Origin of the sequence: Shinella kummerowiae (genome assembly GCF_009827055.1) — a bacterium.
GTDB lineage: Bacteria > Pseudomonadota > Alphaproteobacteria > Rhizobiales > Rhizobiaceae > Shinella > Shinella kummerowiae.
Window position 1 is genome coordinate 24,552 of the sequence record NZ_WUMK01000011.1, and the last position, 22,299, is coordinate 46,850.

Here is a 22,299-nt window from a genome sequence, read left to right on the forward strand (position 1 = left end):
TATAAGACTTGGAGATAGAAATGACCGTCATGCTCAAGGCCGCCCGCGCGGACATTCCCGCCTACAGCCCTTCCGGCAACGAATGCGAGCTGTTCGAAAAGGCGTGGGTACGCCAGCTTCCCCTGCTGCTGAAAGGCCCGACCGGTTGCGGCAAGACCCGCTTCGTCAGCCATATGGCGGCAAAGCTCAACCTGCCGCTCTCGACGGTCTCCTGCCATGACGACCTCTCCGCCGCCGATCTGACCGGCCGCTATCTGCTAAAGGGTGGCGATACCGTCTGGGTCGATGGTCCCCTGACGCGCGCGGTGCGCGAGGGCGGCGTGTGTTATCTCGACGAAATCGTCGAGGCGCGCAAGGACGTTGCCGTGGTGCTGCACCCGCTGACCGACGACCGCCGCATCCTGCCTTTGGAGCGCACCGGCGAGGTGCTGGAAGCGCCTGTCGGCTTCATGCTCGTCGTTTCCTACAATCCAGGCTACCAGAACCTCTTGAAGGCCCTGAAGCCTTCCACCCGCCAGCGTTTCGTTGCAATCGAGTTCGATTTCCTGCCGAAGGCCGCCGAGATCGCCGTCGTCGCCACGGAAAGCGGGCTGGACGAGGCGCGCGTCGCGCCGCTGGTCGCACTGGCGCACCGGCTGCGCGCGTTGAAGGGCCACGACCTCGAAGAGGGCGTCTCGACGCGCCTGCTCGTCTATTGTGCCTGCCTTATCGACAGCGGTATGGGCGTGCGCGAGGCTGTGCGCGCGGCGATGATCGAGCCCTTGACCGACGAACCCGATGTGCGCGCCGCCCTCCTCGAAATTGCCGATGCGATGATCCGGTGAGGTCTGACCATGCTGGATTTTCTGGAGCTTGAGGAGACTGTCGGCCGCGCCTGGCACCGGCTGGTCGGCAAGACTGGCAGTTGGCCGCGCCATCCGGACCAGGCGGTGCGGCTGGAGGATATCCGCCCGGTGCTCGCCGTCTGCTTTCGCGGTTTCGGCGGGGAGGGCGCGGTGCAGATCGCGCCGGCGCGTGGGCGCACCTCGACGCATCGGTTGCGGTTGCGCCAGCGCATGGGGCTTGGCGAGGAGAAGCTGGTGCAGCCCGGCCGCGACCACGCGACCGTCATGCTGCCCGGCGCAGTCGACCTTTTCCCGGAGCGCGCACTCAACCGCGATCTCTATGTCTGGCTCGCCGCCGCCATGGCTGCGATGCCGCTCGAGCCTGTTGCCGAAAGTGACCCGCTGCTGCGGGACCTTGCCATTCTCCAGCGCGCGGACGCGATGGTGAAAGCGGTACTTGCGGCCTTTCCCGGCCTCGCAAAGCGCTACCTCCGGCTTTCATTAGCCATGCTGGACGCGCGCCAGCACCGCCCGCTTCCCTCCGTCGAGCGCCATGTCGAGAACCGCATTCTCAGCCTGCTGCGCGAAGGCGCGGGGCTTGCCGACGAGATGCTGCCGGTGATTTTTCCGCATCGTGCACCTGCCGGCTATCTGCCGATGCTTCCCGTGCCGCTCTGGCCGGATGCGCTGTGGCGCGAGGAGGGTGAGGGACGCGGTGATGAAGACCAGCCGGCCACGGGAACAAACCCCGACGCACCGGAAACGGAGCGTCATGTGGCGCTGCGCGAGAAGGCGGAGAACCGCAAGAGCGAACGCAGCCCCTTCATTCTCAACCGCTTCGAGAAGATTTTGGCGATGGCCGAGATGGTCAATGTCGACCGCCCCGGCGACGACAGCGACGACCACGATTCCTCGGCTGCCGATGAACTCGACGACATGACGCTCGGCGAGCGCAAGGGGCGTCCCGCCGCGCGCTTCCGCTTCGATCTCGACCTGCCGCCGGAAGCGCTCGACCGCACGCGGCTGACGGGCGAGTTCACCTATCCCGAATGGGATTATCGCACGGCCACCTATCTGCCGGACCATTGCCGCGTGCTGGCCGCGCCCGCGCCGGATGCGGCCGAGATCCCGGAGACCGATGCCGATACGAAAAGCCTCATCCGCCGTGTGCGCCGGCAATTCGAGGTGCTGCGGCCGCGCCATGAAATGCTGCGTGCGCAGCTCGACGGCGCCGAACTCGACCTTGATGCGGTGGTCAGGGCGCGCAGCGATCTCGCCGCCGGCGGGCAGGGCAGCGATCGCATCCACCTGATGAGCCGGCCGCAGGCGCATGACCTCGCCGTCACCATCCTGGTGGACGTGTCGCTCTCCACTGATGCCTGGTTCGACAACCGCCGGGTGCTCGACGTGGAGAAGGAGGCGCTGCTGGTTCTGTCCCATGGCCTCGCGGCCTGCGGCGATAGCCATTCCATCCTCACCTTCACCTCGCGCCGCCGCTCCTGGGTGCGCGTCGAGACGGTCAAGGATTTCGGCGAGCCGATGGGCCATGGCGTCGAGGCGCGCATCGCGGCGCTGAAGCCGGGTTTCTACACTCGCATCGGCCCGGCGATCCGCCATGCGGCGGCAAAGCTGCGCGCGCAGCCGAACCGCCGCAAGCTCCTGCTGATCCTGACGGACGGCAAGCCGAACGACGTCGATCACTATGAGGGGCGTTTCGCGCTGGAGGACAGCCGCCGCGCCGTCAACGACGCGCGGCGCACGGGCCTTGGCGTCTTCGGCGTGACGGTCGACCGGGAGGCGCAAGCCTATGTGCCCGCCATCTTCGGCCGCAACGGCTACGCCATTGTCAGCAATATCGCCCGGCTGCCAGCGGCGCTGCCGGCGATCTATCGCGGTCTTGTGGGATAGAGGACACAGGATCTGCGAGAAAGGCCCGGCGTGCCGCACCACGCCGGGCCTTTTGCGTTCAGGCAGCCTTGCTGTGCGTGCGGGCCGACTGGTCGATATAGGCGTCGAAGGCGGCAGCGACGGCGCGGATGATGAAACGATGATCCTGCCGCACCGTGACCGTGCCGCCGCTTATATCGACGGCGCCGTAATCAGCGAGCGCTGCCAGCCGCGCATTGCCGTCCAAAAGGGGGGCCGCGTCGAAACCGTGACGGGCGGCGATGGTGGTGATGTCGGCGCGGAAATTGCACATCAGCCGTTCGATGATTTCGGCGCGCAGCCGGTCTTCGGCAGTCAGCCGGTATCCCTTGACGGTGGCCAACCGACCCGAGGCGATGCGCTGGGCATAGAGGCCGGGCGGCACCTCGTTCTGGACATAACCATCCGGCGTGCGGCCGATGGACGAGGCGCCGAAGCCGATCAGCGTTTCGCAGGTATCCGTCGTATAGCCCTGGAAGTTGCGCCGCAGCCGGCCGCGTTTTGCGGCGATCGCGAGATCATCGCTCGGGAGCGCATAGTGGTCGAGACCGATGCGAACATAGCCGGCGGCAACGAGTGTTTCGGCAATCGCCTCCGCCTGCGCGGCCCGTGCGGCAGCATCCGGCAGCGCGCGTTCGTCGATCAGTCGCTGGTGCCTCTTGAAGGAGGGGATGTGGGCATAGCCAAAGACGGCGAAACGCTCCGGCCGCATGGCGACCGCCGCGGTCGCCGTGTCGATGCAGGATTGCACCGTCTGGTGCGGCAGGCCGTAGATGAGGTCGAAATTGATGCCGCGTACACCGGCGGCACGCAGCCGTGCCACCGCTTCGGCGGTCTGCGCCTCGCTTTGCATGCGGTTAATCGCCTTCTGCACGACGGGATCGAAACTCTGCACGCCGAGGCTCGCGCGGGTGACGCCCGCCTCGCCGAGCGCTGCCGCCATCTCTGCCGTCAGCGTGCGCGGGTCGATCTCCACCGCGATCTCCGCGCCGGCAACGAGGCCGAAGCGGGCGCGCAGCAGGCCGATGAGATCGCGGAACTCCTCCGGCTGCATGATCGTCGGCGTGCCGCCGCCGAAATGGATGTGTTTCATCTTGATGCGGTTTTCCACCCGGTCGGAGACGAGGCCGATCTCCTGTCGCAGCATGTCGAGATAGTCGAGGATCGGCGCGTCCTTCTGGGTAATGGTGGTGTGGCAACCGCAATACCAGCACATGGACCGACAGAAGGGGATGTGCAGGTAGAGCGAGGCCTCGGTGCCCGGCTTGATGTTAGACAGCCAGTCGCCATAGGTGCCGGCGCCGACGACGGGAGCGAAGGCGGGCGCGGTCGGATAGCTCGTATAGCGCGGCAGCCGCGCCTCTCCGTATTTCTCGATCAGGGCCTGTTGCATGGCGCGTTCCTTTTCGTGTGTCGATTGCGGAAAGGGTAGGAGCGGCAGGGGCAGTCTTCTTTGCGAAATGCCAAGCAGCGCGGCAAGAGGCCTGAAAATCGTCGATTGTTTGCGCAGGGTCAAAGTGCCTGGCGGCGCGTAGGGTTAGCGTCAGGTGGTTCCGGTCGGGTCGGGCCGTGCCCTTCCGGAACGGTATCGGAACGGCCGGGACGGAAACACCAAACCATGTCTGAGACCCTGGACAAGCCCCTCATCGACGTGCGCACCATTCCGCCGCGCGAACGCCATCCGCGCATTTTCGGCATGCTTGGCGCATTGATGCCCGGCAAATCCATGCTGATCACCAGCGATCACGATCCGCGACCTTTGCACTACCAGCTCGAGACCAATTTCCCCGGCCAGTTCGGCTGGGATTATCTCGAACAGGGTCCGGAAGTCTGGCGCGTCGAGATCGACCGGCTGGAAGACGGCGGCGGCTGCGACTGCTGCTGCGGTTCCGAACACTGAACAGGTTGCGGCGAGGCAAACCGACATGCCGGGCGCAACGCTCTCCCGCTGGACCATGTCCTACTTCGCCGCCGCCTGCCTCATGCTCGTGGCGGGGCAGGGGCTGATGGTGGCCGGCTACGGCTATCCCTTTGCCGATATCAGCGCGCCGGAAACGCTTGTCGTCGTCCATCTCATCGCCATCGGCTGGCTGAGCCTGCTGATGGCCGGGGCGCTCTTGCAATTCGTGCCGGTGCTCATCGCCCGGCCTGTCATCGGCGGGCGTTTTGCCATGCCGGCCCTGTTGCTGCTGCTCGGCGGGCTGGGCTGCCTTCTGGGCGGGTTCGTTGCGCTGTCTGGGGCATTGGACCTGCCGCTTGCCCTGCTGCCCATCGGCGGCGTTATGCTTCTGGCCGGTTTCGGCCTGTTTGCCGGCATTCTCGCCGTCACGCTTCTTTCTGCGCGGCCTCTGCCGCTACCCGCCCGCTTCGTCGCCACCGGTCTTGCCGCGCTTGTCGGCGCGGCCCTGATCGGTTCTGCGTTCACGGCCACCCTGTCCGGTTTCACGGAAAGTCCATTGCTCGACCGGCTCGTTGCCGATGGCGTCGCGCTGCATGCCGCCCTTGGCCTCGGGGGCTGGTTGAGCGCGACGGCGGTCGGTGTCAGCTACCGGCTGTTCTCGATGTTTCTGCTGGCGCCGGAGGTCGAGCGTTCGACCAGCCGCGCCGCCTGGTGGGGTGCGAGCGTGGCTGTCGGGCTTGTTGTCGTGGCGGTGGTCTTCGTGCTGTCCGGCATTTTCGGTGCCGCGCTGCTTTTCGCCGCCGCGCTGCTGCTCACGCTGATGGCCGTCATGCTTTACGGCGCGGATGTCCTGCACATCTATCGTGGCCGGAAGCGAAAGCAGGCGGAACTGAACATTCGCGCGAGTTTCGCGGCGCTTGGCTTGTGTGCCCTCTCTATCCTCCTTCTCAACGTCCCCTCCCTCAGGTCCGGCAATATGGTGGCGGCGGTCGTCTACCTGTTCGTTTTCGGTTGGCTCACCGGGCTCGGCCTTGCCCAGCTCTACAAGATCGTCGCCTTTCTCACCTGGCTGGAGGCCTATGGCCCCGTCCTGGGCCGTGCGCCCGTGCCGCGGGTGCAGGACCTCGTCGACGAGCGCCACGCGTTGATCCTGTTCCGTCTCTATTACGGTGCCGTCGGCATCGCGGTGCTCTCCCTTGCTGCCGGAACGACCGGCTTTTTCCGGATGGCCGTCGCAGGGCAGCTTTTGTCGACGCTTTGTCTGATCCGCGAATTCATCCGGGCGCGCCGCCTGTCCATCGTGCCGGCTGCGCTACGTGCGCCTGCCGGCATGGTGCGGCCGCGCCTCTTTCTGCCTCTATCCGCTTTCCAAGGAGATAAATGATGTCCGAGATTACACCGAAGGTGCTCGACGTGCGGCCGATCCTGCGCAGCGGCGGCGAGCCGTTCCAGGCGATCATGCAGGCTGTTCAAGACCTGCAGCCCGGACAGGCGTTGACGCTGCTTGCGACGTTTCGTCCGCAGCCGCTGTTTCGTGTGATGGAAGGGCGTGGCTTCGATCATGAAGCCCGCGAGATCGACGGCGGCGACTGGGAGGTGCTGTTCACGCCGAAGAAGGACGCGGCGCCCGTCGAGACCTCTGTCGACGCCGATCGCCCCGAGACATGGCCGGATCCGTCCGAGCATCTCGACCTCACCGATCTGGATCCGCCAGAGCCGATGGTGCGTATTCTTGCCGCCGCCGAGGCGCTGGCGCCGGGGGAAGTGCTCTTTGCCGTGCTCTCCCGCGAGCCGCTGTTCCTCTTCCCGGAACTCACCAAGCGCGGCCACCAATGGGCCGGCAATTTCGATGAAACGGGCTCGGCCTATCGCATCCTCGTGCGGATCGGGGAGGCTTGACGGCGATGAACGAAATGGACAAGACCACGCTGTCCGAGGACATCCGCACGGCGCTGCGCATGGTCATCGACCCCGAGATCGGCAAGAACATCGTCGATCTCGGTCTGGTCTACGATATCGCGGTGGAGGAGGGCGGCGTCGTTTCCGTCACCATGACCACGACGACACGTTTCTGCCCGGCAACGGATTTCCTCAAGGAGGCGGTGCAGGCCTGCGTTTGGTATGTGCCGGGCGTCGAATATGCCGAGGTGCGGCTGACCTACGAGCCGCCCTGGACACCGGATATGATGCTGGATGTCGCATGAACGAAAGGCCCGGAGAGAACCTCCGGGCCTTTCGCGTTTTAGAGCGGTGCGCGGCGCTTCCTTGCGAGGATCGGTGCATATTCCAGGCAATAGAGGCCGAAGGCGACGATCCACAGCAGGCCGGAGGCGGCATAGAGGGCGGGGCTGAGGTCCGGCAGGATTTCCGCGAGCGGGCGCACCAGCGCGCAGAGGATGAGGGCGGCATAGGAGGCCACCGTGATCTTCGAGGCGATCAGAGCGCGGCCGGTATGGCCGAGGCTTGCCCGCGTCATGACCGCCAGCATCATGCAGGCGATGGCGCCGACCGAGAGCAGGTGCAGCACAGAGCGTTCCTCAAGGTATCCAGCTGCACTGAGGCTGATCGCCAAGAGGCCGAGCGGGATGAAGACATAGGCGATGTGCAGGATGACGAGGATCCGGTCCCGCGCCACCGTCCAGCCACGCCAGCGGTGCAGGCGGATGCAATGGAGGGCGGCAGCGACCGCGCCCGCAGCGGCGGTTGACGGACGCTCCGGCAAGACGGCCCAGAGGCCGAGTGTGCCGGTGCCGGCGAGGATCACGACCATGTCATAGCTGTTGTAGGGCACCGGAAAATCGGTGCGACCGAACTTGTTGAGCCAGTTGCGCGTAAAGCTTGGAATGATGCGTCCGCCGACGATCATCACCAGTACGACATAGGCGGCGACGGCGAGCCGGGTCGCCATAGGATCGTGCCCGCCGTGAATGGCCGCCACGTGATAGAGCGCATTGGCAAGCGACAGGGCGGCGAGCCCGGCCATAACCTTCAGGTCCTTCCACTTGCGCCCGGCCACGACCTCGCGCGTGCAGATGGCGAGCAGGACGGGCAGGAAGAGCGCATCGATGGTGGCGGCAACGGCAACACCGATCGTATCGGAGGCGAGAAGCGCGATGCGCCCGGCGCACCAGAGCGCGAAAAGGCCTGCTAGCGGCCAGCCGGAAACCGGCAGGCGCCCGGTCCAGTTCGGCACGGCCGTCAGCAGGAAGCCGGCGAGCACGGCGGAGGCGAAGCCGAACAGCATTTCATGCGCGTGCCAGTTCGGCGCGCCATAGGTCTCGGCAATCGTGATGTGGCCTGTTATCGCGGCGATCCACAGGCCCATGGCCGCGATGGCCCAGAGCGCGCCGCCGAGAAAGAACGGCCGGAACCCATAGGAGAAGAGCACCGGGCCGGTGCGGGAAAGGCCGCGTGGCACGGGGCGGCTGACGGATGGACTGACGGGGGGATTTGCAGACATTGATGTCACTTTCCTTTGCAATCGTCAGCTGTTTCTAGGGCCTCCATCGGGCTCTTTCTTTGCGAGATGGCAAAGAGCAAATCAGCATCTGCCAAAATGCCGCAGCGGCCGGAAAGGCCTGTTTGTCCCACCACAAAGAGGTTGGCGCGAATGCTCCTAGAACAGAGAGGACCGGGCGATAGACAAATCGCTCCGTCCTTTCGAAAAGGAGAAATTCAATGACCGAGCAGTTTCAGATGACCCGCCGCACGATCCTCGGCGGTGCCGCGTTTGCCGGCGTCCTGACGCCGATCATTGCGGCGTCGATGGCCCGCGCCGAAGGCGGCGCGGTCGAAACAAACGCCGCGGCGACCGCGGCCGACATCGCCAAGCTGGAGCGCGTGAAGGTCGAGCTCGTCAAGCCGCCCTTCGTGCACGCCCACACCCAGAAGGCCGAAGGCGGCCCGAAGGTCTATGAGTTCACCATGACGATCGAGGAAAAGAAGATGATCCTCGACGACAAGGGCACGGAAGTGCACGCCATGACCTTCAACGGCTCGGTTCCCGGCCCGCTGATGGTGGTGCACCAGAACGACTATGTCGAGCTGACGCTGATCAACCCCGAGACCAACGAGCTGCAGCACAATATCGACTTCCATGCGGCGACCGGCGCTCTCGGCGGCGGCGCGCTGACGGTGGTCAATCCCGGCGAACGCACCGTGCTGCGCTTCAAGGCCACCAAGGCAGGCGTCTTCGTCTACCACTGCGCACCTCCCGGAATGGTGCCGTGGCACGTCACCTCGGGCATGAACGGCGCCATCATGGTGCTGCCGCGCGAAGGCCTGAGTGATGGCCACGGCAAGGAGCTGACCTATGACCACATCTACTATGTCGGCGAGCAGGACTTTTATGTCCCCCGTGATGCCGAGGGCAACTTCAAGAAATATGCCAGCGTCGGCGAAGCCTATGACGATACGCTTGCGGTCATGCGGACCCTCACCCCGAGCCACATCGTCTTCAATGGCGCCGTGGGCGCACTGACGGGCGACAACGCGCTGAAGGCCAAGGTGGGCGACAGGGTGCTGGTCGTGCATTCGCAGGCCAACCGCGACACCCGCCCGCACCTGATCGGCGGCCATGGCGACTATGTCTGGCAGACCGGCAAGTTCCACAATCCACCTGATGTCGACCAGGAAACCTGGTTCATTCCGGGCGGCACGGCGGGCGCGGCCTACTATACCTTCCAGCAGCCCGGCATCTACGCCTATGTGAACCACAACCTCATCGAGGCCTTCGAACTGGGTGCCGCCGGCCACTTCGCCGTCACCGGCGACTGGAACGATGACCTGATGACCTCGGTCACACCGCCCAGCGGCGCCTGACACCACCCGACAAAGGCGCGCCCGTCTTGGGACGGGCGCGCTTGCGGATCGCAAGGCTGCGATTCCCATACCAATCGGCGCCCAGTCCCGGACGCCGAACGATCGTCCGGGCGAGGCGTAAGGAGGCCTTCATGGCTGCGCTGACATCGAAACCCGGCATTCCCCTGAAATCACTTGCGCTTCCCGCCCTGCTGCTGGCGGCACTTGCCGGCACGCTCGCGATCAAGGCTGATCTTATCGGATTGGCGGCTACCGGCCCCGTGTTGGACGAGCCGTTGACGGTGGAAATCGCGCCGCGCCGCTTCGAGTATCGCGACAGCGGCGAGTTCTTCCGCAACGGCTTTGCCGTCGATGGGCCGGTGAAGAGCGTCACCATGCGCCGCCCGCTCACCATCATGAAATATCAGGTGACGGCTGCGGATTACGGCCGCTGCGTGGCCGATGGCGCCTGCCCGGCGGCCGAGCCGGGCTTTGCTCCTCACGATGCCACCACGACGCCGGCGACCGGCGTCAGCTACGACGATGCCACCGCCTATGCCGGCTGGCTGAGTGCGCGCACCGGCGAGGTCTGGGTATTGCCGAGCGATCAGGATCTCGCCTTTGCCGCCGGCTCACGGTTTCCCGACGATGCGCTCGGTGTCGATATCAACAGCACCAACCCGGCCGATCGCTGGCTCGCCGATTATAACCGCGAGGCGGCGCGCAAGGCCTCGCGCGATCCGGCGCCGCAGCCGCTCGGCCGCTTCGGCGAGAACGAATACGGCTTTGCGGATTTCGCCGGCAATATCTGGGAGTGGACGGCGACCTGCAACCGGCGTGTCAATCTCGACAAGGCCGGCATTGTTGTGAACGACGTATCGTCCTGCGGCATCTATGTCGCTAGCGGCAAGCACCGGGCGGCGCTCAGTTCGTTCGTGCGCAACCCGAAGGGCGGCGGCTGCGCGGTCGGGGTTCCGCCCGACAATGTCGGCTTCCGGCTGGTCAAGGATACGCGCTGGTATGCGCCGCTTCTTGCGAAGCTTAGAGAGAGGGGACTTGCGTTCTGAACTTTCTGTCGGCGGACAGGCATGATAGAAGCCGGATGCGCCGATGAAGGCGCACGCAAAGGGACACGATTGTGAAGATTGACCGGACCGTCGTCCGGTCGCTCGCCCTGTTTGACAGGATGAGCGACGAGGATCTCGACAGGCTGCTGAACCACGCGGCCGCGCGCCGCGTGCCGCAGGGTGACGCCGTCTTCAAGCAGGGCCAGCAGGCAGCAAGCTTCTTCCTTCTGCTGCACGGGCGCTTGAAGGTGACGCAGGTGACGGAGGACGGCCAGCAGATCATCGTGCGCGTCGTGCATCCCGGCGATCTCTTCGGCTTTGCCAAGGCCTTGCAGCGCTCGGATTATCCGGGCACCGCGAAGGCCGCGACGGAAAGCGTCATCCTCGGCTGGCCGACGGATCTCTGGCCGCATTTCGTCGAGCAGAACCCTCGGCTTGCCGTCAGCGCCATGCAGACGATTGGCCAGCGGCTGGAGGAAGCGCATACCCGCATCCGCGAAATGTCGACGCAGGAGGTGGAGCGCCGCGTGGCGCACGCCGTGCTCCGGCTCTCCAAGCAGGCCGGCCGCAAGGAAGGCGAGGGTGTGCGCATCGATTTCCCGATCTCCCGGCAAGATATTGCCGAAATGACCGGCACGACGCTGCACACCGTCTCGCGCATCCTGAGCGCCTGGGAATCGCAAGGCCTCGTTGAAGGCGGCCGGCAGAAGCTTCTGGTGCGCGACATGGCTGGTCTTGCCGCGCTTGCGGATGGCGGCCGCGACTGACGCCTTGGTGTTTATTTTATCGCGTCATTATTCAGTAAATCCTGAATTGCTTTTGTTTCCTGTACTATTGATTTTAAATTAGCAGCGCTTTTTTGGAAATGTTTCATGTCTTCGATGTGTTCTCACCGATATATCCGGAATTGACATTGCGCAAATTGAATCATGATTACAAAAGTATAGTTTATTATTCTTTCTTTCTGCGGGATGAATGCTAGTATCGCGGCAATGAATTGTCGCCGGAGGTAAGCAACCTTGTCCGACGCCTTGGCAGATCATCCGACGGCAAGCGTGCTCTGCGTCATCGCGGGGATCAGACCTTCACGCGCCGCGGCGCATTGCACACAGCCGCAGTTCCATTGGGGCAGGCCGCCACCGGCGCCTGCCCCGAGAACGATGATACGCACAGCGCCCCGTTCAGAACGGATGTTCGGGACGCGGATCATCTTCCGACGGGCCGTACATGTTGATTTCCATACCGCAGGCAATGTCTTTGACGACGGGTTTCTTCCAGGCCATTTGTTTCTCCTCCAGAACGTGGACAGTTCACCCTGTCAGGCTGCGCCCGTCCGTCCGGCTTCACAATGCGACCAAGGTCTCGGGTCTCTCGATCGGGTCAGTTCACCGCCGCTGCCGCCAGCGCATCGAAGGCAGCCGTCATGCGCTCCGACGCCTTCTTCGGCAGCTTCACCGCTTTTGCAGCGTCAAGATTGGGGGAGCCATCGCCGACCCGGATGAGGGCGACCATGCCCATGCTGTAATGCGGCGAGCACTTCACGCCGTAGAAGCCGGGCTCGCTGACCGTCAGGACATATTCCTGGTTCACCTTGCTCTTGAAGGGTTTTACGCCCTCCGGAAGCATGCCCTTGATGCCCTCGACATTGTGGCTCTTGTCCGTCGGGATGAAGCGGATGGTATCGCCGGGTGCCGCCGCGATGGCGGCCGGTTCGAAGACCATGGCGCCGCTTTCGCCCTTGTTCATCATCTTGACGGCGTGCTCGGCCGCCTGTGCCGCACCGCTTGCAAGGATCATCAGGGCGGTTGCCGCGAGTAGCTTCTTCATGTCCTTCCTCCTCCAATTCGGGTGGAAGGGATGTCCCATCTGGCACGCCGTGTCGCAATGCGACCTTGGTGCCGGGTCAGCTCGCGTGCAGCACGAAGGCCTCCAGCGCGTCCGCGGCGATCGGCTTGTACATGACCTCGATGCCCGCGGCGTCCGCGGCAAGCCGCGCCTGCGGCGTACGGTTGGCGGTGAGCAGGCGGGTGGGGCGCTCGCCATATTCCGCATGCAGCGCCAGCACGGTTTCGATGCCGGTGAGCGTGCCGTCGAGCTGCTGGTCGATCAGGTAAAGGTCGGGCACGATGCCGATTTCCTCCAGCAGGGAGAGCGCCTCTTCGCCGCTTGCCGCTTCGAGCACGCTGACCCCGCGCCGCTCCAGCAGCAGGGAGATGGCGCGGCGCAGGTCCTCGTCGTTCTCCACGAGAAGCGCGATGCGATCGGAATTGTCGCCCGGCTCCTCGGGTATCGCCGGCGCGGTCTCCCGATAGGCCGGCTTGGCGTGGTGCGGGACGACGGCCAGATCGACGGCGAAACAGGTGCCGCGCCCCGGTTCCGAGTGAAGCGCCAGCCGGTGGCCGAGCAGGCCGCAGGCCCTTTCCACGATCGCAAGGCCGAGCCCCATTCCCTCCGATGCCGAGGCGGAGCCTTGGATGCGATGGAATTCACGGAAGATCGATTGCTGCTGGTCGGCTGCTATACCCGGTCCCGTATCATGCACCTCGATGCGCACATGCCCTTTCACCCGCCGCGGCCCGACGAGGACACGGCCGCTGCTCGTGTAGCGGATGGCGTTGCTGATCAGGTTCTGCAGGATGCGGCGCAGGTAGGTCGGGTCGCTCGATACGGTGAGGCCGCAGTGCAGGATGTCGAGCTGCAGGCCCTTGCGGGCGGCGATGGGAGCGAATTCGTCGGTGAGCTGGTTGAGCAGAACGGAAAGGGGAACCGGGCCGATATCGACCGCAGCGCCGCCGGCTTCCAGGCGCGAGATGTCGAGCAGGGCGCCGAGGATCCCCTCCACGCTGACAAGGGCATTGTGTGCCTTTTCCAGCGTCCCGCACATCGGCGTGGCACCCGCGTCGTCACGCGCCGCCGCGACGAAGAGTTTTGCGGCCGACAGTGGTTGCAGCAGATCGTGGCTTGCCGCCGCGACGAAGCGGACGCGGGCGGAATTGGCGCGCTCGGCCTCGGCAAGCGCTGCGGCGAGATCCCCGGTGCGCGCCGCCACGCGCGCTTCCAGCGAGCTGTTGGCGCGGATCATGGCGTGAATGGCAAGGCGCTCGCGCGTCACGTCGGCAAACGACATGACGAAGCCGCGCCCCGGCATTTCCTGCGCAAAGACGTCGAGAATGATGCCCGAGACGTGCTGGAGTTCGAAGGACAGCGGTTCGCGCGGCAGGCGGCCGTCGATCCATTGGCGCAGCATATCGGCGGAAAAACCGTCGCTGAGGGTGATCGAGCGGGCAATGCGGTCCGCCAGCAATTCGAACGGCGTTCCCCGCCGCAGCAGCCGCGGCGGAATGTCGAGAAGCTGCGCGACACGGCCGTTCCAGCCGGCCAGCCGGCGGTTTGCGTCGAAGATGCCGACGCCCTGGTTGATATGTTCCAGCGTCGCGCGGATCATGCGGGCCTGATCGTCAAGCAGCTTGCCGCGTTCCGAGCGCTCCATGCGGATGATGTCGGTGATATCCGTCTGGAGGATGACGGTGCCGCCATCGGCGGTGCGCTGCTCGCTGACCTGAAGCCAGCGGTCGCCGGTCAGCCCGACATTGAAGACCTGCCGGGTCCGATGCAGGCGCATGCGTTCCGCAGCCCAGGCCTTGACCGTCACGCCTTTGGGAAAGGCCAGCATCGTGGAACGGCTGACGATTTCCACATAATCGGCAAAGGCGATGCCTGGAAAGAGTTTCGGGCGAACGTCGGTGAGGTCGCGACAGAAGCGGGAATTGCACAGCACGAGGATGTCGGCGGGGTCGAAAAGGGCGAAACCTTCATCGACCGCCTCGATGGCCTGGGACAGATCGCGTCTCGCCCGCTCGGCCGCGCTGTTGGCGTCGTTGAGCTGCTTGAGCGTGGTTTCGAGGTCGCGCGTGCGCTGGCGCACCCGGTCCTCCAGAACGGCGGCGCGGCGAAACTGCTCGAAGGCCGCACCCCTGTCGCCGGAATTCTGCTCGACATGGCGAATGAGGGCATCGGCGATGACGAGCATCTTTTCGAGGTTTTTCGTCTCACCATCGGCGGGGTCGAGCAATCCTTCGGACAGGTGTGTGTTCATGGATCGCTTCCCGAAAGGATCGTGCCGGGCGGGTAGAAGGCAAAACCGGTCATGGTATGGTTGATGTGCATCGGGCCGATCTGTTCGCCATAGGTGGAAAAGCCGATCACGCCATGATGCCGCAGAAGCTCGGAAACGCGGCCGGTCATCTGTTTTTCCTGCGCCTCGACGCGCCGCAGGATACAGTCGAAGGCAAGCACGGCGACGGGGTTTCCGGGCTGCTTCAGGGCCTGCAATTCGCCCGCCAGGTGGTCCACGAGATCGTGCGGTTCGGCAATCGTGAGAACCATTCCCTCGTCGATCGCCGAAAAGAACAGGAGTTCGCCGGACGGCAGAACGCGTTGGATAGCACGCACGTGGTGGCGCTCGCCCATGCGCACGGTAAGCGGATGGATCGCGAAGGTGAGGGTATCGACGCTTTCCGGCTGCATGCCGATGAGACGGGCATATTCCTGCACGGCGGGTTCGGCGTTGATCTTTCGCACGATGCGGGCGGCAGGGTCGGCTTCCGTCACGACCATGCGCCGCTCCGTCGGCCTGATATGGTCCATTTTGAAGGCCCGCAGCGGACAGGCGCCGCGCATGACGGAAATCACCGCGGCATTCGCCAGAAGCCGCCTGCCGTCGAAGACGAGGGTTTCGCGGAAATTCGTGCCGTCGCCGGCCGATCCGCCGATGAGCGGCATCGCGCCCGTGCCGGCGGCGAGCACCGAAGCAAGTTCGTCCTCGCGCGCCGACAACCCATCGACGAAAAGCAGCGCGAACTCTTCGGGCAGGTGCCCGTGATCGCGGGCGAGCGATTGCCTAACATGCAGCAGCGCCTCCGAAAGCTCGCTTGCCGCAAGCTGCGACAGATCCGGAATGAGCAGCGTTTGGGCCGCGAAATGGCGTGCACGGAAACCGATGGCGACGATGCTTCCGTCCTCATAGCCGGCGCCGGAGATTTCTCCGGCGGTGGTACAGCCGGCGATGCGCGCATCCGGCCAGGCCCTTGCCGCGCCCGAAACGATGCCGGGCACGTCGGCTTCCGGCGAGACGAACAAAAGGACGAGCGAAAACGGGCCGGGACCGAGGCTTGATGCCAGCCTCTCGACCGCATGGGCGTCATGCGCCGATGCGAGCGCACGCGTGATGAACTGTTCCTCCACGGGTGATGGCCTCCTCCGCCGTTTCCCCCGCCTTAAAGCTTAGAGCATCCATGATGACCGGACGCCAGCACGCAGTTCGTTGTCAGATATCGGTCGCCATGACGTTGAAACTTGCCTCCTGGGCGAAAAGCACGGCCTGCATGCGTGTCTGCACGCCGAGCTTTCGCATGATGGCGGTGACATGGGCCTTCACGGTGGTTTCCGCGATGGAAAGCTCATAGGCGATGTGCTTGTTCATGCGCCCGGCGCAGACGAGTTGCAGGATGCGCGCCTGCTGGCGGGTCAGCAATGCCAGCCGCCTCACCGCTTCTTCGGATGGCGTCGGAGCCGAAGCTTCGAGCGCCATGCGGCTCGCATGGATTTCGCCGCGCGCGATGACGGCGAACGCCTCGCGGAATTCTTCGCGGGAGGCATGTTTGGGGACGAAGGCATTGACGCCGGCCTTGAGTGCTGCCCGCACGACGCGGATCTCGTCGAGCGACGAGACGACGACAATCGGCGTGTCCGGCAGGGCGCGGCGCAGGCGCACCACCCCATCGAGCCCGTTGACGTCGGGAAGGTTGAGGTCCAGCACCACCACGTCGGGCAGCGGGCCGGTCTCCAGCCTCGCAAGTGCTGCCTCAAGCGCACCGACGGCCTCGACGTCCGGAATGCCGACCGGACCGGTCAAGGTCATCGCCAGCGCATCGCAGAACAGCGGGTGATCGTCGACGATCAGCGCCGATTTCAGCGTGCGCACGGGTTTGTCGGGGGCTGGGACTGGCATCATGCGAAATTCCCGAAAGGGCTGGCGATAGCTTAGCATTGATTTCGTCCGTCTTCATCGGCCTTGTTGGCCCGTGCAGAAAGCAGGAAGCCGGGCGTTTCCGCCCGGCTTGTCGTCTCAGTCCAGCGCTGCGAGCTGTTTTGGCAGGCGGAAGGTCCAGACCATGCCGCCCTGGTTGAGATAGTTGACCTTCTTGGCCACTTCGCCGCCCCAGAGCGGAACCGCGCCGCCCCAGCCGGAAATCACCGAGACATATTGCTCGCCGTCCTGTTCCCAGGTCACCGGCTGTCCGACGATCCCGGAGCCGGTCTGGAACTTCCAGAGCTCCTCGCCGGTCTCGTTGTTGAGGGCGACGAAATCGCCTTCGGGCGTGCCGAAGAAGACGAGGCCGCCGGCGGTGGTCATCGCGCCGCCCCAGAGCGGAGCGCCGTTCTTGTATTCCCACTTGATCTCGCCGGTATTGGGGTCGATCGCCTTCAGGCTGCCGATATGGTCCTCGAAGAGCGGCTTGATGGTGAAGCCAGCGCCGAGATAGGCGGCACCCTTCTTGTAGCTGATCGGCTCGTTCCAGATGTCCATGCCCCACTCGTTGGAGGGAACGTAGAACAGGCCGGTCTTCGGGCTGTAGGCCATCGGCATCCAGTTCTTGCCGCCGAGGAACGACGGCACCGCGAAGACCTGCTGGCCCTTGGCGCCATCGGCGGCGGCAGCGGCATCGCCCGGACGGTTGTCTTCGTTGTAGATCGGGCGGCCCGTCTCATCGATGCCCTTGGCCCAGCTGATGTTCTTCACGAAGGGATGGGCGGAGACGAACTTGCCGTCCTCGCGGTTCAGCACGTAGAAGAAGCCGTTGCGGTCCGCCGTTGCGAAGCGCTTGTTGCCGTCCTTGTCGACGAAGGGCACGACCTCGTTGACGCCGTCGAAATCCCAGCCTTCGCGCGGCGTGGTCTGGAAGTGCCACTTGATCTCGCCGTTTTCCGGATCGATGCCGATGCGCGATGCGGCATAGAGGTTGTCGCCCTTGTTGCCGTCCACCGGCTTGCCGGCGCCGCGCAGGTGGCTGTTCCAGGGCGAGGGGTTGCCGGCGCCGAAGACGAGCGTCTTCGTGTCTTCGTCATAGGAGCCGCCGAGCCAGGTCGCGCCGCCGCCGGTCTTCCACATATCGCCGGGCCAGGTCGCGTTCAGCGTCCCGGTCATCGTGCTTTCCTTGCCCTTGAAGGTGCCCATGTGGCCTTCGATCACGGGCCGGGTCCAGACAAGCGCGCCGGTCTCGGCATTGCGCGCCTGCACCTCGCCGACGACGCCGAATTCGCCGCCGGAATTGCCCGTGACGACGAGGCCGTTCACGATCAGTGGGGCAGCGGTATAGCTGTAGCCTTCCTTGTAGTCGGCGATCTTCTTGTTCCAGACGACATCGCCCGTCTTGCGATTGAGCGCCACGAGGCGGGCATCGAGCGTGCCGAAAAAGATGTTGTCGCCGAAGATCGCCGCGCCGCGGTTGACCACGTCGCAACAGGGCAGGATGCCTTCCGGCAGGCGGGCATCGTACTGCCAGACTTCCTTGCCGGTCTTGATGTCGATGGCGTAGAGGCGGCTGTAGGAGCCGGTAATATACATCATGCCGTCATAGATGATCGGCTGGCTTTCCTGGCCGCGCTGCTTTTCGCCGCCGAGCGAGAACGCCCAGGCCGGCAGCAGGTTCTTGACGTTCTTCGTGTTCAGCGTCTCCATCGGCGAGAAGCGCTGCAGGCCGCGCCCCATGCCGTTGGTCAGCACGTCGGCGGCGGTTTCGGCGTCCTTTGCGAGATCCTCCTCCGTTACGCCGGCCTGCACGGCACCCGCACAGGCAATGGCCGCAACCGCGGCCAGAACGAGACTCCTCATGGCATCCTCCCACTCCCTGCCCGCAGATCGATGCGGGCTTCATGGCGTGGATCATCTGCTCACTCTTGCAACGGATGAATTGGACCTTGGTCGTAATGCCGAGACCCCGATGTCTTTGGGGACCCCCAATAGGTCGTATATCGGGCCGTGGCGGCGGCGGATAGCATCGCTGGAACAGGGGGAGGAGAGCCCATGACAATCCTGAAATCGCTTGTCGGAGTGGCATTTGCCGCGGTTATGTCCAGCCTGCCGGCGCTCGCCGAGCCGACTGTCGTGCGCGCCGCGCTCCAGCTTTCGGGCACCGTAAACTGGGAAGTCGATACGATCCGTCACTACGGTTTCGACACGGCGAACGGCTTTACCATGGAGGTGATGGACATTGCCGGCGCTCCCGCGGCCCAGATTGCGCTCGTCGGGGGCGAGGTGGACGTCATCGTCTCCGACTGGCTTTGGGTGGCGCGGGAGCGGGCCGCCGGCCGCGACGTCGTGTTCATTCCCTATTCGCGTGCGGTCGGCGGCCTGATGGTGCCGGCGGACAGCACGGCGAAAAGCCTTTCCGACCTGAAGGGCCAGAAGATCGGCGTCGCCGGCAGCCCGATCGACAAGAGCTGGCTGATCCTGCGTGCCTATGCGCAGAAGGTGGAGCATTTCGATCTTTCCGGCACGACCGAGCAGGTCTTCGGCGCGCCGCCGTTGATCTACAAGGCCGCGCTCGACGGCGAGGTGCAGGGCGCCCTGAACTTCTGGAATTTTGGCGCACGGATGCAGGCGGCGGGCATGCGCACGCTGGTCGGCGTCGAGGAGGCCGCGAGAGCCCTCGGCCTCGATCCGGAAACACCGCTGATCGGCTACGTGGTGCGGGGCGACATCCTGAAGAGCCATCCCGGACTGGGCGAGGCGATCGCCACCGCCTCGCGCCAGGCGAAGGAAAGGCTTTCCAATGATCCAGCCGCCTGGGAGCGTATCCGGCCGATGATGCGGGCGGAGACCGATGCGGAATTCGAGGCGCTGAAGGCGGGTTTCCTCGCGGGCACGCCGGAAAGGCGCGCGGTGGACGAAAAGGCGGCCGCACGCATGCTGGCCATCATGACCGAGCTCGGCGGCGCCGATCTGGTCGGCGACCTGAAAGAGCTGCCCGATGGCGTCTTCCACCACCCCGGCAGTTGAGTCCGTCCTCACGCTCGACCTTCAACGCGGCGGGCCGGGCGGTGTGCTCGGCCCGATGAGGCTTTCGCTGGCCCCGGGCGAGACGGTGGCATTGACCGGGCCTTCCGGCGTCGGGAAAACCTCGCTGCTGCGCGTCGTCGCCGGCCTCGATCGCGGTTTTCGCGGCCGACGGGAGGGCACTGCGCGGCTTGCCATGGTGTTCCAGGAGCCGGTTCTGCTACCCTGGCGGACCGCGATCGAAAACCTCACCATCGTCGCGCGCATCTCCCCTGAAGAGGCGCGGCACTGGCTTGAGGCCGTAGAGCTCGGCGGTCTCGGCGAACGTTTTCCCGGCATGCTTTCCCTCGGCCAGCAGCGGCGCCTGTCCCTGGCGCGAGCCTTTGCCTCCAAGCCCGATCTTCTCCTGATGGACGAGCCCTTTGTCAGCCTGGACCCGGCGCTTGCCGGCGAAATGATGGGCCTTTTCGAGCGGCTGATCGCGAAGCGGCCCTGCGCGACCCTGCTCGTCACCCATGTCCGCGTGGAGGCGGAGCGGCTTGCCGGGCGCATCCTTCGGCTTGAGGGACGTCCCGCGCGGATCGTCGAGGAGGATCAGAAGGCCGGGGCGTATTTCCAGTTGTCGGCGTCCGGCGTCACGACATCGAGGTCGTAGTCGGCGGCGCGCAGGCGCTTTGCGGTAGGAAGGCCACTGCGGGCCGCCTCGTCGATATACTGACGGCCGAGCGCGCGGTTCTCCGCGACGCCGCGGCCGCGCATCAGGTCGAGCCCGTAGTTCAGCTTGCCGATCGGATCGCCGGCCTCCGCGGCCCGGCGGTCCCACTCGGCCGCCGTATCAGGGTCTTCCGGGCCGCCAAGGCCGTTGTCGTCAAGCTGCGACATCCATGTCATGGCATGCGTCCAGCCGGCTGCGGCGCAACGCTCGAAAAGCTCGCGCGCCATTTCGTGGCGGCCCGATTTGGTGATGTAGTAGCCGGTCGCGCAGATGGTCATGCTCGTCCGCCCTTCCGCCACGTCCTTCATGACGCGGTTGAGCGTCAGCTCTTCCGGATTGAGCGTGCCGCCGGCATCGGTCTCCGTCTGGGACAAGGCGGTGTTGGCGGATATCAGCAGAAGGCCGGCGGCGAGGGTGGCAAGGCGCATGGCAGTTCTCCTTTGCGGCCCTGGTCAGGCCTTGCGCGCGGTAAGCCCGCGGGCGGGATCGTAGCCCCAGACAGCGATAAGGCCGAAGACGGCGAAAGCGGCGAGCGTGACGGCAAGCGATGTCAGGTTGCCCTTCGCGTAGAGCGCGAAGCGGATGAGTTCGACGGCATGGGTGAAGGGGTTCAGCGCGCATAGGTCCCGCAGTCTTGGAGAGGCCTCGGCCATTTTCCACAGCGGATAGAGCGCGGAGGAGAGGAAGAACATCGGGAAGATAACGAAGTTCATTACGCCGGCAAAGTTTTCGAGCTGCCGGATGAAGGAGGAGAGGAGCAGCCCGAGCGCGCCCAGCATCATGGCGCTTGCGGCCATTGCCGGCGCTGCGGCCAGGTAGCCGAGCAATGGAAAACGAATGCCATAGAGTGCGGCGATCGCCAGGAAGGCATAGGCCTGCAGCATGGCGATCAGGCTGCCGGCGAGAAGCCGGCAGAACAGCAGCCACCAGCGCGGCAACGGCGCCGTCAGCAACAGCCGCATCGATCCCATCTCGCGGTCATAGACGAGGCTCAACGAGGACTGCATGCCGCTGAACAGCAGGATCATGCCCACCAGCCCGGGCACGATATAGATCTCGTAGGTGATGTAGGTCTGGTAGGGCGGGGTGATCGAAAGACCGAGCGCCGCCCGGAAGCCGGCGGCGAAGACGAAGAGCCAGACGAGCGGCCGCACAAGCGCTGCAATCAATCGCCCGCGCTGGCCGAGAAACCGCAGCGCCTCGCGGTGGATGATCGCGCGCAGCGCGATGAAGGGGTGCGATCTGAAGAACCCGGTGGGTGCAGAAGCCACGGTTGGAAATGCCTCCGCAGTCATGGCCGATCTCCCGTGAGCGCAAGAAATCGGCCGGTCAAATCCGTACCGCCAATGTCTCCGGCTTCGCCATCGGCCAGCACCCGGCCGTGGTGAAGGATGACGAGCCGGTCCTGCCGGCGCACTTCATCCACCAGATGGGTCGCCCAGAGCACCGTCAGCCCACCTGCCGCAAGGTCGTGCACGTGCTGCGTGATGGCGGCGCGCGAGGCTGCGTCCAGTCCGACCGTCGGCTCGTCCAGCAGCAGCACGTCGGGCCGGTGGATGAGGGCACGCGCGATTTCCATGCGCCGGCGGTGGCCGCCGTTCAGCCTTGCGGCCTTCTCCTCCGCGCGTTCCGCCATGCCGAGCCTTTCGAGCGCCGCCATGGCGCGCGCCTCCGCCTCCCGCCCGGAAAGCCCGTGCAGGGCTGCGAAGTAAAGCAGGTTGCGCCTGACGGTCAGGTCCGGATCGAGCGTCGAAGCCTGGAACACGACGCCCATGCCGGCAAGGGCGGCGCGCGGCGCGCGGGCCATGTCGTGGCCGGCGATCGCGATGCGGCCCGTGCGCGGCGTGAAGAGCCGTGTCAGCATGCCGAACAGCGTCGATTTCCCGGCGCCGTTCGGCCCGAGCAGGGCGCAGAAACGGCCGCGTTCGACGGTAAAGGACACGCCGTCGAGGGCGCGCCGGGCGCCCCAGTCGTGGCTGATATCCTCTACCGTCAAGCCGCTCATGTGT

General features: G+C 65.2%; 22 protein-coding genes. 11 read left to right on the forward strand and 11 right to left on the reverse strand.

The window, feature by feature from the left end:
* Positions 1-20: 20 nt before the first annotated feature.
* Positions 21-824 carry a CbbQ/NirQ/NorQ/GpvN family protein gene (locus GR138_RS25115; protein WP_160862024.1) on the forward strand — a complete coding sequence of 268 codons (804 nt, stop codon included), beginning with the start codon at positions 21-23 and terminating at the stop codon, positions 822-824.
* 9 nt (positions 825-833) lie between these two features.
* Complete coding sequence (locus tag GR138_RS25120) at positions 834-2,732, forward strand: nitric oxide reductase activation protein NorD (protein ID WP_160862025.1); 1,899 nt, start codon at positions 834-836, stop codon at positions 2,730-2,732.
* Positions 2,733-2,790: 58 nt separating this feature from the next.
* Here GR138_RS25120 and hemN read toward each other — a convergent pair whose 3' ends face one another.
* Complete coding sequence (gene hemN / locus GR138_RS25125) at positions 2,791-4,143, reverse strand: oxygen-independent coproporphyrinogen III oxidase (protein ID WP_160862026.1); 1,353 nt, start codon at positions 4,141-4,143, stop codon at positions 2,791-2,793.
* A gap of 225 nt (positions 4,144-4,368) precedes the next feature.
* Between hemN and GR138_RS25130 the strand changes: the two genes are divergently transcribed.
* The 4 genes from GR138_RS25130 to GR138_RS25145 are packed head-to-tail and all read left to right on the forward strand — an operon-like array spanning position 4,369 to position 6,854.
* Positions 4,369-4,650 carry a DUF2249 domain-containing protein gene (locus GR138_RS25130; protein ID WP_117372374.1) on the forward strand — a complete coding sequence of 94 codons (282 nt, stop codon included), beginning with the start codon at positions 4,369-4,371 and terminating at the stop codon, positions 4,648-4,650.
* Positions 4,651-4,675: 25 nt separating this feature from the next.
* Entirely contained in the window at positions 4,676-6,034 is a 1,359-nt protein-coding gene (locus GR138_RS25135) for a hypothetical protein (protein ID WP_160862027.1), read from the forward strand.
* Positions 6,034-6,549 (forward strand): DUF2249 domain-containing protein, encoded by a 516-nt coding sequence (locus tag GR138_RS25140; RefSeq protein ID WP_160862028.1) that lies wholly within the window; start codon positions 6,034-6,036, stop codon positions 6,547-6,549. The genes GR138_RS25135 and GR138_RS25140 overlap by 1 nt, the downstream gene beginning before the upstream one ends.
* A gap of 5 nt (positions 6,550-6,554) precedes the next feature.
* Positions 6,555-6,854, forward strand: coding sequence for a metal-sulfur cluster assembly factor (locus tag GR138_RS25145; protein WP_160862029.1), 300 nt, complete (start codon positions 6,555-6,557; stop codon positions 6,852-6,854).
* 38 nt (positions 6,855-6,892) lie between these two features.
* Here GR138_RS25145 and GR138_RS25150 read toward each other — a convergent pair whose 3' ends face one another.
* Complete coding sequence (locus tag GR138_RS25150) at positions 6,893-8,110, reverse strand: NnrS family protein (RefSeq protein ID WP_160862030.1); 1,218 nt, start codon at positions 8,108-8,110, stop codon at positions 6,893-6,895.
* A 218-nt stretch (positions 8,111-8,328) separates the two neighbouring features.
* On the opposite strand from GR138_RS25150, the gene nirK reads away from it, so the two are divergent.
* From nirK to GR138_RS25165, 3 genes are all read left to right on the forward strand, one after another.
* Complete coding sequence (gene nirK / locus GR138_RS25155; RefSeq protein WP_160862031.1) at positions 8,329-9,471, forward strand: copper-containing nitrite reductase; 1,143 nt, start codon at positions 8,329-8,331, stop codon at positions 9,469-9,471.
* A 131-nt stretch (positions 9,472-9,602) separates the two neighbouring features.
* Entirely contained in the window at positions 9,603-10,517 is a 915-nt protein-coding gene (locus tag GR138_RS25160; protein WP_160862032.1) for an SUMF1/EgtB/PvdO family nonheme iron enzyme, read from the forward strand.
* Positions 10,518-10,588: 71 nt separating this feature from the next.
* Positions 10,589-11,284, forward strand: coding sequence for a helix-turn-helix domain-containing protein (locus GR138_RS25165; protein WP_160862033.1), 696 nt, complete (start codon positions 10,589-10,591; stop codon positions 11,282-11,284).
* A gap of 414 nt (positions 11,285-11,698) precedes the next feature.
* On the opposite strand, the gene pqqA is transcribed toward GR138_RS25165, so the two are convergent.
* The 6 genes from pqqA to GR138_RS25195 form a co-directional block, all read right to left on the reverse strand.
* A complete protein-coding gene (pqqA, locus tag GR138_RS25170; RefSeq protein WP_160862034.1) occupies positions 11,699-11,800 on the reverse strand; it encodes a pyrroloquinoline quinone precursor peptide PqqA in 102 nt (33 codons plus the stop codon).
* 97 nt (positions 11,801-11,897) lie between these two features.
* On the reverse strand, positions 11,898-12,344 hold the full coding sequence (locus GR138_RS25175) for a pseudoazurin (RefSeq protein ID WP_160862035.1): 447 nt from the start codon (positions 12,342-12,344) through the stop codon (positions 11,898-11,900).
* Between the two features lie 76 nt (positions 12,345-12,420).
* The gene (locus tag GR138_RS25180; protein WP_202402843.1) at positions 12,421-14,613 is read right to left on the reverse strand and encodes a PAS-domain containing protein; all 2,193 of its coding nucleotides are present in this window, start codon (positions 14,611-14,613) and stop codon (positions 12,421-12,423) included.
* Positions 14,610-15,761, reverse strand: a complete 1,152-nt coding sequence (locus GR138_RS25185; RefSeq protein WP_160862036.1) for an FIST N-terminal domain-containing protein — start codon at positions 15,759-15,761, stop codon at positions 14,610-14,612. Before GR138_RS25185 ends, GR138_RS25180 begins: the two co-directional genes overlap by 4 nt.
* An 82-nt stretch (positions 15,762-15,843) precedes the next feature.
* Positions 15,844-16,530, reverse strand: a complete 687-nt coding sequence (locus tag GR138_RS25190; protein ID WP_246200707.1) for a response regulator transcription factor — start codon at positions 16,528-16,530, stop codon at positions 15,844-15,846.
* A gap of 114 nt (positions 16,531-16,644) precedes the next feature.
* A complete protein-coding gene (locus tag GR138_RS25195; RefSeq protein ID WP_160862038.1) occupies positions 16,645-18,411 on the reverse strand; it encodes a PQQ-dependent methanol/ethanol family dehydrogenase in 1,767 nt (588 codons plus the stop codon).
* A 192-nt stretch (positions 18,412-18,603) separates the two neighbouring features.
* Between GR138_RS25195 and GR138_RS25200 the strand changes: the two genes are divergently transcribed.
* Together GR138_RS25200 and GR138_RS25205 are read left to right on the forward strand one after the other, a co-directional pair.
* Positions 18,604-19,578, forward strand: a complete 975-nt coding sequence (locus GR138_RS25200; protein WP_160862039.1) for an ABC transporter substrate-binding protein — start codon at positions 18,604-18,606, stop codon at positions 19,576-19,578.
* Positions 19,550-20,230: an ABC transporter ATP-binding protein gene (locus GR138_RS25205; RefSeq protein ID WP_160862040.1), complete on the forward strand. Its 681-nt coding sequence runs from the start codon at positions 19,550-19,552 to the stop codon at positions 20,228-20,230. The genes GR138_RS25200 and GR138_RS25205 overlap by 29 nt, the downstream gene beginning before the upstream one ends.
* Here GR138_RS25205 and GR138_RS25210 read toward each other — a convergent pair.
* From GR138_RS25210 to GR138_RS25220, 3 genes are read right to left on the reverse strand one after another with little or no spacing between them, the layout of a single operon-like run.
* On the reverse strand, positions 20,170-20,718 hold the full coding sequence (locus tag GR138_RS25210) for a tetratricopeptide repeat protein (protein WP_160862041.1): 549 nt from the start codon (positions 20,716-20,718) through the stop codon (positions 20,170-20,172). The genes GR138_RS25205 and GR138_RS25210 overlap by 61 nt on opposite strands.
* Before the next feature lie 24 nt (positions 20,719-20,742).
* Positions 20,743-21,585 carry an ABC transporter permease gene (locus GR138_RS25215; protein WP_160862042.1) on the reverse strand — a complete coding sequence of 281 codons (843 nt, stop codon included), beginning with the start codon at positions 21,583-21,585 and terminating at the stop codon, positions 20,743-20,745.
* Positions 21,582-22,295 (reverse strand): ABC transporter ATP-binding protein, encoded by a 714-nt coding sequence (locus GR138_RS25220; protein ID WP_160862043.1) that lies wholly within the window; start codon positions 22,293-22,295, stop codon positions 21,582-21,584. The genes GR138_RS25215 and GR138_RS25220 overlap by 4 nt, the downstream gene beginning before the upstream one ends.
* Positions 22,296-22,299 lie beyond the last annotated feature (4 nt).

What these genes read in the sequence shown, in the direction of transcription:
- GR138_RS25115 (WP_160862024.1), top strand. Translation starts at nt 21, where the DNA reads ATGACCGTCATGCTCAAGGCCGCCCGCGCGGACATTCCCGCCTACAGC.
- GR138_RS25120 (WP_160862025.1), top strand. Translation starts at nt 834, where the DNA reads ATGCTGGATTTTCTGGAGCTTGAGGAGACTGTCGGCCGCGCCTGGCAC.
- hemN (WP_160862026.1), bottom strand. Translation starts at nt 4,143, where the DNA reads ATGCAACAGGCCCTGATCGAGAAATACGGAGAGGCGCGGCTGCCGCGC.
- GR138_RS25130 (WP_117372374.1), top strand. Translation starts at nt 4,369, where the DNA reads ATGTCTGAGACCCTGGACAAGCCCCTCATCGACGTGCGCACCATTCCG.
- GR138_RS25135 (WP_160862027.1), top strand. Translation starts at nt 4,676, where the DNA reads ATGCCGGGCGCAACGCTCTCCCGCTGGACCATGTCCTACTTCGCCGCC.
- GR138_RS25140 (WP_160862028.1), top strand. Translation starts at nt 6,034, where the DNA reads ATGTCCGAGATTACACCGAAGGTGCTCGACGTGCGGCCGATCCTGCGC.
- GR138_RS25145 (WP_160862029.1), top strand. Translation starts at nt 6,555, where the DNA reads ATGAACGAAATGGACAAGACCACGCTGTCCGAGGACATCCGCACGGCG.
- GR138_RS25150 (WP_160862030.1), bottom strand. Translation starts at nt 8,110, where the DNA reads ATGTCTGCAAATCCCCCCGTCAGTCCATCCGTCAGCCGCCCCGTGCCA.
- nirK (WP_160862031.1), top strand. Translation starts at nt 8,329, where the DNA reads ATGACCGAGCAGTTTCAGATGACCCGCCGCACGATCCTCGGCGGTGCC.
- GR138_RS25160 (WP_160862032.1), top strand. Translation starts at nt 9,603, where the DNA reads ATGGCTGCGCTGACATCGAAACCCGGCATTCCCCTGAAATCACTTGCG.
- pqqA (WP_160862034.1), bottom strand. Translation starts at nt 11,800, where the DNA reads ATGGCCTGGAAGAAACCCGTCGTCAAAGACATTGCCTGCGGTATGGAA.
- GR138_RS25175 (WP_160862035.1), bottom strand. Translation starts at nt 12,344, where the DNA reads ATGAAGAAGCTACTCGCGGCAACCGCCCTGATGATCCTTGCAAGCGGT.
- GR138_RS25180 (WP_202402843.1), bottom strand. Translation starts at nt 14,613, where the DNA reads ATGAACACACACCTGTCCGAAGGATTGCTCGACCCCGCCGATGGTGAG.
- GR138_RS25190 (WP_246200707.1), bottom strand. Translation starts at nt 16,530, where the DNA reads ATGATGCCAGTCCCAGCCCCCGACAAACCCGTGCGCACGCTGAAATCG.
- GR138_RS25195 (WP_160862038.1), bottom strand. Translation starts at nt 18,411, where the DNA reads ATGAGGAGTCTCGTTCTGGCCGCGGTTGCGGCCATTGCCTGTGCGGGT.
- GR138_RS25200 (WP_160862039.1), top strand. Translation starts at nt 18,604, where the DNA reads ATGACAATCCTGAAATCGCTTGTCGGAGTGGCATTTGCCGCGGTTATG.
- GR138_RS25205 (WP_160862040.1), top strand. Translation starts at nt 19,550, where the DNA reads ATGGCGTCTTCCACCACCCCGGCAGTTGAGTCCGTCCTCACGCTCGAC.
- GR138_RS25210 (WP_160862041.1), bottom strand. Translation starts at nt 20,718, where the DNA reads ATGCGCCTTGCCACCCTCGCCGCCGGCCTTCTGCTGATATCCGCCAAC.
- GR138_RS25215 (WP_160862042.1), bottom strand. Translation starts at nt 21,585, where the DNA reads ATGACTGCGGAGGCATTTCCAACCGTGGCTTCTGCACCCACCGGGTTC.
- GR138_RS25220 (WP_160862043.1), bottom strand. Translation starts at nt 22,295, where the DNA reads ATGAGCGGCTTGACGGTAGAGGATATCAGCCACGACTGGGGCGCCCGG.